This is a genomic window from Streptomyces sp. NPDC001407 (assembly GCF_042895325.1).
In the GTDB taxonomy this organism is placed as follows: domain Bacteria; phylum Actinomycetota; class Actinomycetes; order Streptomycetales; family Streptomycetaceae; genus Streptomyces.
In genome coordinates, this window is sequence record NZ_JBIAWF010000003.1 from 323,441 (window position 1) to 339,061 (window position 15,621).

General features: G+C 75.1%; 5 protein-coding genes. All 5 read right to left on the reverse strand.

The features are described from left to right. Nucleotides 1-12 precede the first annotated feature (12 nt). The 5 genes from ACFY1P_RS06800 to ACFY1P_RS06820 all read right to left on the reverse strand — a co-directional run bounded on the left by ACFY1P_RS06800 (nucleotide 13) and on the right by ACFY1P_RS06820 (nucleotide 15,599). Nucleotides 13-10,989 (reverse strand): SDR family NAD(P)-dependent oxidoreductase, encoded by a 10,977-nt coding sequence (locus tag ACFY1P_RS06800; protein WP_390749941.1) that lies wholly within the window; start codon nucleotides 10,987-10,989, stop codon nucleotides 13-15. A gap of 71 nt (nucleotides 10,990-11,060) precedes the next feature. Further along, nucleotides 11,061-12,353, reverse strand: a complete 1,293-nt coding sequence (locus ACFY1P_RS06805; RefSeq protein WP_361530158.1) for a methylaspartate mutase — start codon at nucleotides 12,351-12,353, stop codon at nucleotides 11,061-11,063. Further along, entirely contained in the window at nucleotides 12,350-12,826 is a 477-nt protein-coding gene (locus tag ACFY1P_RS06810; RefSeq protein ID WP_361530161.1) for a cobalamin-dependent protein, read from the reverse strand. Before ACFY1P_RS06810 ends, ACFY1P_RS06805 begins: the two co-directional genes overlap by 4 nt. After that, entirely contained in the window at nucleotides 12,823-14,064 is a 1,242-nt protein-coding gene (locus ACFY1P_RS06815) for a type III PLP-dependent enzyme (RefSeq protein WP_390749942.1), read from the reverse strand. Before ACFY1P_RS06815 ends, ACFY1P_RS06810 begins: the two co-directional genes overlap by 4 nt. Continuing rightward, the gene (locus tag ACFY1P_RS06820; RefSeq protein WP_390749943.1) at nucleotides 14,061-15,599 is read right to left on the reverse strand and encodes an AMP-binding protein; all 1,539 of its coding nucleotides are present in this window, start codon (nucleotides 15,597-15,599) and stop codon (nucleotides 14,061-14,063) included. The genes ACFY1P_RS06815 and ACFY1P_RS06820 overlap by 4 nt, the downstream gene beginning before the upstream one ends. Nucleotides 15,600-15,621 lie beyond the last annotated feature (22 nt).

Sequence of the window (15,621 nt, forward strand, 5' to 3'; positions counted from 1 at the left end):
GCTCCCTGGTTGTTACTTGGCGTCACTGCGGTCGAGTGCAGCTCGGACGAGGTCGGCGACATCCATGTTCTTGATGTCCGACAGGGTCTTGAGGCCGGCGGCCGGCCCGCCGTCCGGGCCGGCCGGTGCGGTCGGCTCGGTCGGCTCGGTCGTTCCGGACAGCTTCAGAAGGCTGTCCAGCAGGCCCGCTTCCCGGATGCGGGCGACCGGGATGGCGGTCAGCAGGTCGTGCAGCCGGGCGTCGTCGGCTTCCTCGGGCGGTGTCCCGGCCGACGGCCGGTCGGGGACGAGCCGGGTGAGGAGATAGGCCGCGAGGGCCGCCGGGGTGGCGTAGTCGAAGATCATGGTGGAGGGGAGCCGCAGCCCGCTCACGGCGTTCAGCTTGTTGCGCAGCTCCACCGCGGCGAGGGAGTCGAAGCCCAGCTCGGTGAAGGCGCGCTTGGGTTCGACGGAGGCCGGGCCGTCGTGGCCGAGCACGGCGGCGACCTCGGTGCGCACCGCCTCGAGGACGGCGTGCTCGTGGTCGGCGGGCGGCAGGGTGGTGAGCCGCTGGGCGAGCGAGGTGCCACCGGCCGTGGCCCGCGCGGCGGGTGCGGCGCGGCGAGCCGGGGGCCCGGTCAGCGCGCGCAGCACGGCGGGGACGTCGTCGCCCCGGCGGCGGAGCGCGGCGAGGTCGAGGCGGACCGGTACGAGCGTGGGGCGGCCGGTGCGCACGGCGGCGTCGAAGAGGGCGAGCCCGTCGGCGGGTTCGAGTGCGCCGATGCCCGCGCGGGCGATGCGCTGCCGGTCGGCGGCGTCGAGCCGGCCGCCCATCCCTCCGGCCTGGTCCCACAGACCCCAGGCCAGGGAGACGGCGGGCAGTCCGGCGGCGCGGCGGTGCTCGGCGAGCGCGTCGAGGAAGACGTTGGCGGCCGCGTAGTTGCCCTGGCCGGTGGCGTCCAGGGTGCCCGCCGCCGAGGAGAACAGGACGAATTTCGCGATCTTCTGACCCTTCGTCAGCTCGTGCAGGTGCCAGGCGGCGTCCGCCTTGGGCCGGAGCACCGTATCGATGCGCTCCGGTGTGAGCGAGCCGATGAGGGAGTCGTCGAGGACGCCGGCGGCGTGCACGACGCTGTGGACGGGGTGCCCGGCGAGCAGCGCGGCGAGCGCCGCGCGGTCCGCGACGTCGCAGGCGACCACGTCGGCGTGCGCGCCGAGGGCGGCCAGTTCCTCCGTCAGCTCCCGCACGCCGGGCGCCTGCGGGCCCCGGCGCCCGGCGAGGACCAGCCGGGTGACGCCGTGGCGCCGCGCGAGGTGCCGGGCGACGAGCGCGCCGAGCCCGCCGGTGCCGCCGGTGACCAGGACGGTGCCCCAGTCGTCCGTCTCGTCGGCGCGAGCGTCCGCGTCTGTGCGGACCCGGGCGAGGCGGGGCACGAAGGCCGCGCCGTCGCGGAGGACGACCTCGGGCTCCGCCGCGTCGAGCGCGGCGGCCAGCGCGGACAGGGACAGCGGGCCCTCGCCGAGGTCCGCGAGGACGACCCGGCCCGGGTCCTCGGCCTGCGCCGCGCGGACCAGGCCGCGTACGGCGGCGTCGGCGAGCCCGGCGCCGGTGAGGACGACGAGCGTCGACGCGGCGTACCGCTCGTCGGCCGACCAGTCCCGCACTGGGCCGAGCACGGCGTGCAGGGCCGAGCGCACGGCCGTCGGCACGTCGCCGGAGTCCGCCCGGACGGGCAGGAGGACGGTGTCGGGCATGTTCTCACCGAGTGCGGCGAGGTCCGGGCAGGTGGGCAGGCCGAGCCCGAGGTCGCCGTCACCCAGGACCACGAACTTCCGCTGTGCGGTGGCGGGTTCGCCCTGCGGGCAGGGCGTCAGCTCCACGGCGAACAGGGCGTCCTGCTCCGCGCTCAGCTGGTCCGCCGTGACGGGCCGGGTCACGTAGGACCCGACCGTCGCCAGCGGCGCCCCGGTGCCGTCCGCCAGCTCGATGCGTACGCTCCCGGCGTCGGCGCGGGTGAGCCGTGCGCGGGCGGCCGAGGCGCCGACGGCGTGCAGGGCGACGTCGTTCCAGGCGAAGGGCAGCCGTGTCCCCTCTTCGGCCGCGTCGTCGTCGAGGAGCGAGGTGACGTGCAGGGCGGCGTCGAGCAGGGCGGGGTGCAGGCCGAACGCCGCGGCCTCGGCCTGTGCCGACACGGGCAGTTCGAGCTCGGCGAAGACCTCGTCGCCCCGGCGCCAGGCGGCCTGGACGCCGCGGAAGACGGGCCCGTACGCGAAGCCGTCGGCGCCCAGCCGGTCGTAGAGCCCGCCGGTGTCGACGGGAACGGCGCCCGGCGGCGGCCACTCGGTGTGCGGCGCGGGCCTCTCGGCGGGCCGGTCGGTGAGGAGGCCGGTCGCGTGCCTGGTCCAGCCCGCGTCGGCGGCGGCGTGCTCGGGGCGCGAGAAGATCTCCACCGCGCCGTCCTGACCAGCCGTCACCTGGAGCCGCACGGCCCCGCGTCGCGGCAGCACCAGGGGCGCCTGGAGGGTGAGTTCCTCCAGGACCGGGCGGCCGACGAGGTCACCCGCCCGGATCGCGAGGTCGACGAGCGCCGTGCCGGGAAGCAGCACGGTGCCGAGGACGGCGTGTTCGGCGAGTGCCGGGTGGGTGGCCAGGGAGATCCGGCCGGTCAGCATGACGCCGTCGGAGGCGGCGACGCGGATCTCCGCGCCCACGAGCGGGTGGTCGAGCGGCGCCTGGCCGAGCCCGCCCGCGTCGCCCTTCGCCGGGGGGACGTCGAGCCAGAAGCGCTTGCGCCGGAAGGCGTACGTCGGGAGGTCGACCCGGTGTCCCGTACGGCCGCCGTGGAGCGCGGACCAGTCCACGTCGGCGCCGCGGGTGTGGACCCGCGCGAGCGCGCCCAGCAGTTCGCGCACCTCGGGGCGGTCCTTGCGGGAGACCGAGGTGAAGACCGCTTCGGTGGCGCAGTCCTGGCCCATGGCGGTGAGCACGGCGTCGGGCCCGAGTTCCAGGAAGGTGGTGACGCCCTGGCCGGTCAGGGTGGTGACGGCGTCGGCGAAGCGCACGGTGCGACGGACGTGCCGGACCCAGTAGTCCGGGGAGCACAGCTCCGCCGCGGTGGCCGGGCGGCCGGTCAGCGTGGAGACGAGCGGGATCGCCGGCTCGGCGGGGGTGAGTGCGGCCATGACCTCGCCGAACTCCTTGAGCATGGCGTCCGTGCGGGGCGAGTGGAAGGCGTGGGAGACCCGCAGCCGCTTGGTCCGGGCGAAGTTCGCCGCGACGGCGAGGACGGCTTCGGTGTCGCCGGAGACGACGACGGAGTCCGGGCCGTTGACGGCGGCGATGCTCGTCCGCTCGTCGAGCAGGGGCAGCACCTCCTCCTCGGTGGCCCGCACGGCCACCATCGCGCCGCCCTCGGGCAGCGCCTGCATCAGGCGGCCGCGCGCGGAGACGGCCCTGGCCGCGTCCTCCAGGGACCAGACCCCGGCGACGTGCGCGGCCGCGAACTCGCCGATCGAGTGGCCCGCCAGCCAGTCGGGCCGCAGCCCGAAGGACTCCAGCAGGCGGTAGAGCGCCACCTCCGTCGCGAAGAGCGCGGCCTGGGTGTAGGCCGTCTGCTCCAGCAGGTCCGCCTCCTGGCCGAAGAGTACGTCGGCGAGGGGCCGTTCCAGGGACTTGTCCAGCAGGGCGGCGACCCGGTCGAAGTGCTCGGCGAAGACGGGGAAGGCCGCGTACCACTCGCGGCCCGCGCCCAGGCGCTGGGAGCCCTGGCCGGAGAAGAGGAAGGCGAGCGAGCCCTCGGTGACCGCGCCGGTGACGAGGTGGGCGGCGGGGTTCCCGGCCGCGAGCGCGGCGAGGGCCGCGTCCGCCTCGGCCCGGTCGGCGGCGAGGATCACCGCGCGGTCCCGGTGCGCGGTGCGGTCGGTGGCCAGGGCGAAGCCGATGTCGGCGAGGCCCGGGCCGGACTCCTCGGAGACCAGGGGGCGCAGCCGCTCGGCCTGGGCGCGCAGGGCCTCGGGGCCGCGCGCGGAGACGGGCAGTGCCACGAGGGGCTGGGGCGGGGTGGTGGCGGGCGCCGGATCGGGCGCGGTCTCTCCGGTCACGGGATCCAGCTCGCGTGCGTCCCCTTCGGCCACGAGGCCCCGTGCGGGCGCGGCCCCTCCGGTCACGAGATCCGGATCGGGCGTGACCTCTCCGGTCGCGAGGGCCGGATCGGGCGTGGCCCCTCCGGTCACGAGACCCGGTGCGGGCGTGCCCTCCCCCGTCACGAGGTCCGGCCCGGGCGTGGCCCCTTCGGTCACGAAGTCCGGCCCGGGCGTGACCTCTTCGAGGATCACGTGCGCGTTCGTACCGCTGATGCCGAAGGAGGAGACCGCGGCCCGGCGGGGCCTGTCGTCCTTCTCCCACGGCCGGGCCTCGGTGAGCAGGTCCACCGCGCCGGCCGTCCAGTCGACCTGGTCGGAGGGGGCGTCCACGTGCAGCGTCTTCGGCAGCGTGCCGTGCCGCATCGCCATCACCATCTTGATCACCCCGGCGACACCGGCGGCGGCCTGGGTGTGGCCGATGTTGGACTTGATGGAGCCCAGCCACAACGGCCGGTCCTCGGGCCGGTCCTGGCCGTACGTGGCCAGCAGCGCCTGCGCCTCGATCGGGTCGCCGAGGGTGGTGCCGGTGCCGTGCGCCTCGACCACGTCGACGTCGGCGGTGGTGAGTCCGGCACCGGTGAGCGCGGCGCGGATGACGCGCTGCTGGGACGGGCCGTTGGGCGCGGTCAGGCCGTTGGAGGCGCCGTCGGAGTTGATCGCGCTGCCCTTGACGAGGGCCAGCACGCGGTGGCCGTTGCGCCGGGCGTCGGAGAGGCGCTCCACCACCAGGACGCCGACGCCCTCGCCCCAGCCGGTACCGTCCGCCGCGGCCGCGAAGGACTTGCAGCGGCCGTCACCGGCCAGCCCTCGCTGCCTGCTGAAGTCGACGAACGTGTCGGGGGTGGACATCACCGTCACTCCCCCGGCCAGCGCCAGGGAGCACTCGCCCTGCCGCAGGGCCTGGGCCGCCAGGTGCAGGGTGACCAGCGACGACGAGCAGGCCGTGTCGACGGTGACGGCCGACCCCTCCAGCCCGAGCGCGTAGGCGACCCGGCCGGAGACGACGCTCCCGAGGTTGCCGTTGCCGAAGTACGCGGCGACGTCCTCGGGTACGTCGGTGAGCCAGCTGCCGTAGTCGTGGTACATCACCCCGGCGAAGACGCCGGTGCGGGTGCCGCGGATGGCGGCGGGGTCGATGCCGGACCGTTCGAGCGCCTCCCAGGAGACCTCCAGGAGGAGGCGCTGCTGGGGGTCCATCGCCACCGCCTCGCGGGGGCTGATGCCGAAGAAGTCGGCGTCGAACTCGGCCGCGTCGTAGAGGAATCCGCCCTCGCGGGCGTAGGTCTTGCCGGGGGTGCCCGGCTCGGGGTCGTAGAGCCCCTCGGTGTCCCAGCCGCGGTCGTCGGGGAAGGCGCCGACGCCGTCGACGCCGTCGGCGACCAGCCGCCACAGCTCCTCGGGGGAGCGGACGCCGCCGGGGTAGCGGCAGCTCATGCCGACGATGGCGATCGGCTCGTCCCCGAGGGCGGCGGCCGGCGCGGGCCGCGCCTCCTCGCGCCGCTCGGCACCGAAGAGGGTGTCGCGGATGTGGGCGGCGAGGATCTTCGGGGTGGGGTGGTCGAAGACGAGGGTGGCCGGGAGGCGCAGGCCGGTCGCGGAGTTGAGCCGGTTGCGCAGTTCGACGGCCGACAGCGAGTCGAAGCCGGTCTCGGTGAACGCGCGGCCCGGGTCGACGGCGGCGGCGCCCTCGTGCCGCAGGACGGCGGCGACCTCGGTGCGGACGAGTTCCAGCAGCGCGCGGTCCCGCTCCGCCGGGGGCAGGGCGCCCAGGGTGCCGGCGACGGCGGGCCGCGGGGTCTCGCGGGCCGCGACGGCGCGCCGGGTGACCGGCCGCACCAGGGCGCTGAGCAACGGCGGGATCCCGTCGGGGCGGGCGCGTACGGCGGCGGCGTCGATCTCGACGGGGGCCACCCGGGCCGCGCCGGAGCGGACCGCCGCGTCGAACAGGCGCAGCGAGCGCGCGGCGTCGAGGCCGGGCAGTCCGTACCTCGCGATGCGGGTGAGGGCGCTCGCGTCGAGGTCCGCGCCCATGCCGGTGTCCGTGGCCCACAGGCCCCAGGCGAGGGCGGTGGCGGGCAGGCCGAGGGAGGCGCGGTGCTCGGCGAGGGCGTCGAGGGAGGCGTTGGCGGCCGCGTAGTTGCCCTGCCCGGCGCCGTCGAGGACGGCGGCGAGCGAGGAGAACAGCACGAACGCCCTCAGCTCCCGGTCCCGGGTGAGCTCGTGCAGGTGCCAGGCGCCGTCGGTCTTGGCCCGGAAGACCTCGTCGAGCATCTCGTCGGTGAGCGAGCCGATCACGCCGTCGCGCACGGTCCCGGCGGCGTGGATCACGGAGTCGACGGGGTGCGCGTCCAGCAGCGCGGCCACTGCCTGACGGTCACTCACATCGCAGGTGGCCACCGTCACCTCCGCGCCCAGCGCGGTGAGTTCGGCGGCCAGCTCGGGCGCGGATCCGCGCCGGCTCGCCAGCACCAGCTCACGGACGCCGTGTTCGCGCACCAGGTGCCGGGCCAGCAGGCCGCCCAGGCCGCCGGTGCCGCCGGTGATCAGCACGGTGCCCCACTCCGGCGGGGCGTTCCGTACGGGCTGAAGGACCGTCAGCCTAGGGGCGCGGAATTCGCCGTCGTGCACGGAGAGTTCGGGCTCGCCGGTGGCGAGGGCCGCGGTCAGGTCGCGGTCGGGCAGCGGGCCGTCGTGCTCCAGGAGGACGAAGCGGCCGGGGTTCTCCGCCTGGGCCGAGCGCACCAGGCCGCGGACCGGCGCGTGGGCCGGGCCGGGCGTGGTGACGACGACGAGCCGTGCGTCGGCGCAGCGGTCGTCGGCCAGCCAGTCCTGGAGGAGCCGCAGGACGGCGCCGGTCGCGGTCCGTGCCACGGCCGCGGGCAGGCCGTCGTGGTCCGGGACGCGGTGGACGACCACGTCCGGCACCGGCTCGGCCAGTTCCCCGAGTCCGCCGTCGAGGGTGGTGACGCGGGGCTCCGCGGCCGCCGTGGGCCTGGGCACCGGGAGCGGCCGCACGGTGTGGAGCGTCTCGGTGTCGGGCACCGGCCGGGATGTCAGCGCGCCCACGGTGGCCACCGGTGCGCCCGTGGCATCGGCGAGCCGGAGCGAGAGCGTGTCCTTGCCACCGCGGGAGATGTGGACGCGCACCGAGGTGGCGCCGGCCGCGTGCAGCGCCACATCCGTCCAGGCGAACGGCACCAGCACCTCCGCGCGGGGCGCGGCGCCGAGGTCGGCGGCGTGCAGGGCGGCGTCGAGCAGCGCCGGGTGCAGGCCGAACGCGGCCGCGTCGGCGGCCGCCTCGCCGTCGAGTGCCACCTCGGCGTAGACGTCGTCGCCGCGCCGCCACGCGGCGCGCAGGCCCCGGAAGGCGGGGCCGTAGCCGTAGCCCTCGTCGGCGAGCCGGGCGTAAACGCCGGTGAGGTCGACGGGGTCGGCGCCCTGGGGCGGCCAGGCCTCCTGCCGTACGGGGGCGGCCGGTGCGGTGGCGGGCGTGAGGACGCCGGTGGCGTGCCGGGTCCACGTCCCGGCGTCCGCGGCGTCCGGCCGGGAGTGGACCGTGAGCGGGTACCGCCCCGACCCGTCCGGCTCCCCCACCGCGACCTGCACCGCCACTCCCCCGTCGGCGGGCAGCACCAGCGGGGCGCCGAGGGTCAGCTCCTCCAGCGTGCCCGCGCCGACGTGGTCGCCCGCGCGCAGCGCCAGCTCAACGAACGCGGTGCCGGGGAACAGCACCCGCCCGGAGATGACGTGATCGGCCAGCCACGGGTGGGTACGCAGCGACAGCCGTCCCGTCAGCACCACGCCGTCGGCACCGACGGCGACCACCGCGCCCAGCAGCGGGTGTCCGGCGGGCAGTTGGCCCAGGCCGGTGGCGTCGGCGGTGGCCCAGCCCGGTTCCAGCCAGAACCGCTTGCGCTGGAAGGCGTACGTCGGCAGGTCGATCCGCCGGGCGCCGCGGCCCGCGTGGAAGCCCGCCCAGTCGACGCGCACGCCCCGCCCGTACGCCACCGCGAGCGCGGACACGGCCTCGTGTGCCTCGGGGCGGTCGCGGCGCAGCAGCGGGACGAAGGCCGGGTCGTCGCCCTGGGCGCTCTCCTCGCCCATCGCGCAGAGCACGCCGTCGGGCCCGAGTTCCAGGAACGTGCGGACACCCGCGCCCTCCAGCGCGCGCACGCTGTCGTGGAAGCGGACCTGGGCGCGGACGTGCTCGACCCAGTGCTCGGGGTCGCACAGCTCGTCGGTGGTGAGGGCGCCGGTGACGGTGGACACGACGGGGAGGGCGGGCGGGGCGTAGGTGAGCACCTGGGCGACGCGGCGGAACTCCGCGAGCATCGGCTCCATCAGGGGCGAGTGGAAGGCGTGGCTGACCCGCAGGCGCTTGGTGCGGTGGCCTCGCTCCGCGAGCGTCGCGGCGATGCGCAGGACGTCGCTCTCGTCCCCGGAGAGCACCACCGAGGCGGGGCCGTTGACCGCGGCGATGCCGGTGCGGGCGGTGAGCAGGGGCGTGACGTCGGCCTCGGTGGCCTGGACCGCGACCATCGCGCCGCCTGCCGGGAGTTCCTGCATCAGCCTGCCGCGGGCGGCGACGAGGATCGCGGCGTCCTCCAGGGACAGCACCCCGGCGGCGTGCGCGGCGGCGATCTCGCCGATGGAGTGCCCGGCGAGGTAGTCGGGCCGCACGCCCCAGCTCTCCAGGAGCCGGAACAGCGCGACCTCGACGGCGAACAGCGCGGGCTGGGCGTACGCGGTCTCGTGCAGCCGCTCGGCCTCGGGTGTGCCGGGGTCGGCGAACAGCACGTCGCTCAGGGGCGGTTCGAGCTGCATGTCGAAGCAGGCGCACGCGTCGTCGAGTGCCTCGGCGAACGCCGGGAAGGCTTCGGCGAGTTCGCGTCCCATGCCGATGCGCTGGCTGCCCTGTCCGGTGAAGAGGAAGGCGAGCCCGCCGGGTGCGGCGACGGTCGTGGGGGCGGTGCCGGAGGCGAGGTCCGTCAATGCCGCGCGCAGGGCTTCGCGGTCGTCGGTGACGATGGTGGCGCGGTGCGGGAGGGCGGCGCGGGTGGTGCCCAGGGAGTACGCGAGGTCGGTGAGGGGCGCCTCCTCGGCGAGGGGCAGCAGGGCGGCCGCCTGGGCGCGCAGCGCCTGTTCGCCGCGTGCGGTCAGGACGAAGGGCAGCGCGCCGGGGGCGACCGGCTGCCCGGTGGCCTCCGGTGCCTCTTCGTCGTCGGGCTGCTCCAGGATCAGGTGGGCGTTGGTGCCGCTCACGCCGAACGAGGAGACGCCGGCCCTGCGCGGGCGTCCCGCGTCGGGCCAGGGCGTGCCCTCGGTGAGCAGTTCGACCGCGCCCGAGGACCAGTCGATGTGCGGGCTGGGGGCGTCCACGTGCAGGGTCCGGGGCAGGTGGCCGTGGCGCATGCTCAGGATCATCTTGATCACCCCGGCCACGCCCGCGGCGCCCTGGGTGTGCCCGAGGTTGGACTTGACCGAGCCGAGGAGCAGCGGTCCGCCCTCGCCCCGCTCCTGGCCGTAGGTCGCGAGCAGCGCGTTGGCCTCGATGGGGTCGCCGAGGGTGGTGCCGGTGCCGTGCGCGTCGACCGCGTCGACGTCGGCGGGGGTGAGGCCGGAGTTGGCCAGGGCCTGGCGGATGAGGCGCTGCTGGGCGGCGCCGCTGGGGGCGGTGAGACCGTTGCTGGCACCGTCCTGGTTGACCGCCGAGCCGCGCACGACGGCGAGCACCCGGTGGCCGTTGCGCCGCGCCTCGGAGAGGCGTTCGAGCACCAGGATGCCGACGCCCTCGGCGAAGCCGGTGCCGTCGGCGGATGCCGCGAACGCCTTGCAGCGGCCGTCCGGGGCCAGTCCGCGCTGCCTGCTGAAGGCGGTGAAGACCCCGGGTCCGCCCATCACGGCGACGCCTCCGGCCAGGGCCAGCGAGGACTCGCCCTGGCGCAGCGACTGGCAGGCCAGGTGGATGGCGACGAGGGAGGCCGAGCAGGCGGTGTCGACGGTGACCGCCGGTCCCTCGGTGCCCAGGACGTACGCGACGCGTCCGGAGATGACGCTCGGCGCGTTGCCGGTCATCAGATAGGCGTCGAGTCCGTCGGGGGCGTCGTGCAGGCGCGGGCCGTACTCCTGCACCTCGGCGCCGAAGAACATGCCCGCCGCGCTGCCGCGCAGGCCGGTCGGGTCGATGCCAGCGCGCTCCAGCGCCTCCCACGCGGTCTCCAGCACGAGCCGCTGCTGGGGGTCCATCGCGGGGGCCTCGCGCGGGCTGATGCCGAAGAAGTCGGCGTCGAACTCGGTGGCGGTGCCGAGGAATCCGCCGGTGCGCACATAGCTCTTGCCGGGGGCGTCGGGGTCCTCGTCGAAGATGCCGTCGAGGTCCCAGCCGCGGTCGTCGGGGAAGGCCGAGAGGACCTCGCCGCCGTCGACGAGCAGCTGCCACAGCTCCTCCGGCGAGCCGATCCCGCCGGGGAAGCGGCAGCCGATGCCGACGACGGCGACGGGCTCGCCCAGGGCGTCGGCCGCGACCGGTGCCGGTGCGGGCCGGGCGGCGGCGTCCCCGAGGGCCCCGGTCAGCAGCCGCTCGGCGAGCGCGACGGGGGTGGGGTATTCGTAGGCGAGGGTGACCGGCAGGTCGAGGCCGGTCGCCGCGCTCAGTCTGCGGTGCAGGTCGACCGCCGCCAGTGAGTCGAAGCCCAGTCCGGCGAAGGGGAGCGTGAGGTCCAGGCTCGCGGGGGCGTCGGGGCGGGCCGCCCGCAGTGCCGCCGCCGCGTGGGCGTGCACGAGGTCGAGCACCACTCTCCGGTGTTCCGAGGGCGCGGCGGTGGCCAGCAGCCGTGCCAGTGCTGAATCGGAACTGGACTCGTTCATCCGCGCATCTCCACTTTCGGCCGAGACCGTTTTCCTGTGACGTTAGTGAGGCACCGGGAAGGGCCACACCCTTAAGCACCCCTAGGGCCGAGTGCTTTCTTGCGGGGTGTGCCGGTGAGCGTTTCGGGGTCGAACTTCCGGCGCATGTAGGAAAGGGACTCCAGCAGTTCGCCGGAGGTCACGGAGCGGGCCCCGCCCGTCCCGACCACGCCGGACAGCGGCAGCCGGCCGATGTCCGCCCAGCGCAGCCGCCCCGAGCCGTCGATGTAACTCCTGCTGCGCCCGGCGTTGTCCGGGTGCAGGCAGTAGGGAATGTCGAGATATCCGCGCCGGAAGGCCAGCAGCAGGGCCTGGCCGAGATCCGGCGCCATGTTGAGCACGGCGGAGATCAGGGCGGCGGCTTCCGCGTAGGTCTGGGAATCGGCGTCCGGGGGTGCTCCGGCGGGCCGGGCCCGGGCCGCGGCGGCCGCCGCGTATTCCAGCGCGCTGATGTTCTCCTCGACCGTGGGAATCCGCAGGGATTCGGCCTCGGTCTTCACGATCAGCCGTTCCGAGCCGGTCGTCGCGGCGAGTTCCGCCGCCGCGCCGAGCAGTCCGTAGGCGCCTTCCGGTGACGTCGGATAGACGCCCATGTAGGCGTAGATGACGACGTGCCAGTCGGTGTCGGGCAGGAGCTCCGCGCACAGTCTGCGCAAGGCGGCGACGGCTTCGGCGTCCTGTTGCGGATGCGTCTGCTGGGCGTAGCTGACGGAAATGCTGCGCAGTCCGTGCTGGTGGAAGAAGAGCGCTTCGAGCACGCTGAGGGCCACCAGCTGGCTGGGCGGGCACAGCTGTCCGAGCATGCACCCGCCGAAGGTCTCCAGGTGCGGTTCCATGCCGAAGTCGCGCAGCCGGACGAACACGTCGCACGAGCGCGCCCAGTTGTCCACCGACTCGTGCAGCGGGACGCGCCCGTAGGGCAGGCAGTACGAGACGGGGCCGCCCTCGGACGCGTCCAGGCCCGCGGTCATCAGGGCCCGGAAGATGTCGACGGGGTCGGGCGAGCCGTGCCGGACCTGCACGGGGAAGTCCGGGCCGTGAATGCCGTCCAGGACCCACCGGGTGGTGGCGAGGTCGTGGCTGACGATCGGGTAGCCGTTGAGCGACTCGCCCTCCAGGAGGGCGAGTCCGGCCGACTCCAGGTCCCGGACGCGGGTGTAGCTGTCCAGGGTGATCGTGCCGACGGTGCGTCCCGCGGCGGCCTTGGTCGCCCTCAGGCCGGCCCGCATCCGGTCCGGCTCGCTCATGCCCATCCGGGGCTGCACGACGAGCTCGCCCTCGGCGCGGGCCCGGCGGACGAACGCGCCGAACCCCGCTCCGCTCACGCCAGCGCCCGCTGCGGGAGCGTGTCGAGCAGCCGCCGGAAGGAGGCCATGCCGTCGGCGCCGTCGTCGAAGACGGCGTCGTATCCGGCGGTGACCAGGGCGGCGAGCTGCTCGGCGCTCTGCGGTCCGGCGATCCCCAGCTTCCCGCCGATGACCGCGGGCATGCCGGTCAGCCCGCCCTGCCGGCGCAGCCTGTTGATCAGCCGCATGCCGTCGCGGTAGCCGTGGCCGTTGACGCTGCTGACGACGAGCAGGGCGGGGCCGCGGGCCAGGCACTCGGCGACCACCCGTTCCTCGGGCACGCAGGGGCCGAGGTTGACGACGTCGAAGCCGAGTTCCTCCAGCAGCAGTTGCAGGAAGACGAGGTTCCAAGTGTGCGAGTCGGAGGTGACGCCGGTGACGATGACGGTCGCGTCCCGGCCGGCCGGGGTGTTTGGCCGGGCGGCGGCGCCCGTCGTGTCCGGGGTGGTCATCGCGTCCCCCGCCCGTACTCGTAGCCGCGCGTGTGCTGGATGCGGGAGGCCGAGAGGACCTCGTCGCCGCGGACGACGACCTCGACCGGGGCCGGTCTGCCGAGGAACATCAGCAGGCTGGCCGTGGGGCCGTACGCGCCCGCGTTGGGGACGGCGACGACGTCGCCGGGTGCCAGCGCGGGCAGCTTGATGTCGCGGCCGAGGATGTCGCCGGGGGTGCACAGCGGGCCGACGAGGCTGGCGATCTGCTCGGGCGGGGCGTCCGTCCCGTGCGGCTCCACGGAGACCGGGAGGATCCTGCCGAGGCCGGACATCCCGCCGAAGGTGTTGATGCCGCCGTCGACGATCGCGAAGCGGCGGCCGCGGCTCTCCTTGAGGTTGACCACCCCGACCAGGAGGGTGCCGCTGTCGCCCACGAGATAGCGCCCGGACTCGCAGGCGACGCGCGGGGCGCCGGTGCGCCAGCCGGGGAAGTGCGCGTCCAGCGACTCCGCGAGGGCGGCGCGCAGGGTGCCGTAGACCGGCCGCTCGCCGGCCACCGCGTACGGCGCCGCGAATCCGCCGCCGATGTCGAGGAAGCGGAAGGGGATGCCCAGCTCCTCCTGCAACTGCGCGGCGACGCCGATGGTGTGCCGGAATTCGGCGATCAGGCTCGCCTCGTCCTTGGCGTTGCTGAGCGGGAAGAAGTGCGCGCCCGCCACCCGCGTCCCGGCCACGCCGACGAGCTCGTCGCGCAGGGCGGGCAGCGTCTCGCTGTCGAAGCCGAACTGCGAGGGCACGCCGGTCATGCGGATGCTCGTCGAGGCGGTCGCGGAGGCGCTGTTGACCCGCAGCAGGCAGTCGGCGATCACCCCGAGGCGGTCGGCGACCGCGCCGACGCGGCGCAGGTCCCCGGGTGACTCGACGGAGAACAGCCGGACCCCGTGGGTGAGCGCCTCGGCCAGCTCCTCCTCGGTCTTGCCGGGGCCGGTGTAGAGGACGTCGGCGGGATCGGCCCCGGCCTCCAGGACGGCGGCGAGTTCGCCGACGGAGCTGATCTCCGGCCGGCAGCCGCGCCCTTCGCCGCCGCACATCTCGCGGACGAGCTCCGGGTGCGGGTTCGCCTTGGCCGCGTAGAAGAGGTGGAGCTCCTCGGGCAGCGCGGCGAAGAGGTCACGCTTGGCGGCGGCGACGCGGTCGAGGTCGTAGACGTAGGCCGGAGTGCCGAAGCGCTCGGCGAGCTCGGTGTAGCGGGTCACCGGGAATTCCCTTCAAACAGCAGTGCGAGCTGCTTGCGCTCGTGCTTTCCGTGCAGGGTGAGGGGCAGCTCGTCGACGACCCGGCACAGGCCGGGCACCTTCGCGGGCTCCAGCCGGCGCGCGAGTTCGCGCAGCACGGTGTGCGGGGCGACGTCCCCCACGACGCACACCGCCAGGTCGCGGTCCTCGCCGGGCGGCAGGGCGGCCGCGGCGCGGACGCCGGGGATGTCCATCGTGGCGGCCTCGATCTCGGTGGTGCTCATGCGCACGCCCTTGCGCTTGAACATGTCGTCCCGGCGGCCCTCGTAGTAGAGGAAGCCGTCGTCGTCCAGGTGGCCGTAGTCGCCGGTGTGCAGGCGGAGGGCGCCGGTCGCGGCGTTGCGGCGGAAGGTCCGCTCGGTGATCTCCGGGGCGCGCCAGTAGCCGGGCATCACGTGCGGGCCCTCGACCACGATCTCGCCGGTCTCGCCGGTCGGCAGCTCGGCGCCGTCCGGGCCGAGGACGAAGACCTTCGTGCCCGGCAGCGGGCGGCCCACCGAGTCGCGCTTGGTGTCCTCGAACTCCGGGGGCAGCACGGAGATGCGCTTGCACTCGGTCTGGCCGAACTGCCGCACCACCTCGGCGCCGGGGAAGGCCGCGCGCAGCGCGTCGGCCGTCGGCCGGGGCAGCGCGGCACCGGTGTTGGTGAACATCCGCACCCGCGAGGTCCCCTCGGGGGCGGGCTCGCGTTCGGCCAGGGAGCAGATCATGGTGGCCAGGGAGGGCACGATGGGCACCACCGTCGCCCCGGACTCCCGGATGCGCTTGAGCAGAACCAGGTCCGACTCCCCGTCGGCGAGGACGAGTTCGGACCGGCCGAGCGCCGCCAGCAGGATCTTGTAGAGCCCGTAGTCCCAGGAGATCGGGAAACGGCAGAAGACCACGTCGTCGGGGCGGTAGCCGAGTTCGAGCTGGATGGCGTACGAGGCGAAGAGCATCGGGCCGTGCGGGCAGATGACGGCCTTGGGCGCGGCCGTGCTGCCGGAGGTGTAGACGAGCGCCGCGATGTCCTCGGCGCCGACCTCGGCCGGGGCGGCGGCCCGGGCGCCCTTCTCGTGCAGGGCGCTCACGTCGCGCCAGAACTCGCCGGCTCCGAGCACCGGTGCGGGCGAGAACTCCGCCACCCTGTCCACCGCCGCGTCGGCGGCGACGACCAGGCGGGGCTCGGCGTTGGCGAGCACGGAGCGGAGGTGGAAGTCCTTCATCCCCGGGTTGAGCGACACGAGGACGGCGCCGCGCCGCGAGACCCCGTAGAACAGCGCGACCAGCTCGCGCGTGCTGGGCAGTTGAGCCAGCACCCGGTCGCCGTGGCCGACGCCCCGCTCCTCCAGCCAGGCGTCGACGGCGTGGCTGTGGGCGGCGAGTTCCCGGTAGGTCCAGCGTCCGGTGCCGTCGGTGACCGCGACAGCGTCGGGTGCGGCGTCGGCCGCGGCCTCGTCGAGCAATGCGTGCACCAGCTCGGGCGGACGGGCGTCCGATGTCGATTGACGGTTCACTGCGCCCCGTATGACCTTTCAT

Excerpts from the sequence above, each read along its gene's own strand:
- ACFY1P_RS06800 (WP_390749941.1), bottom strand. The coding sequence starts at position 10,989 with ATGAACGAGTCCAGTTCCGATTCAGCACTGGCACGGCTGCTGGCCACC.
- ACFY1P_RS06810 (WP_361530161.1), bottom strand. The coding sequence starts at position 12,826 with ATGACCACCCCGGACACGACGGGCGCCGCCGCCCGGCCAAACACCCCG.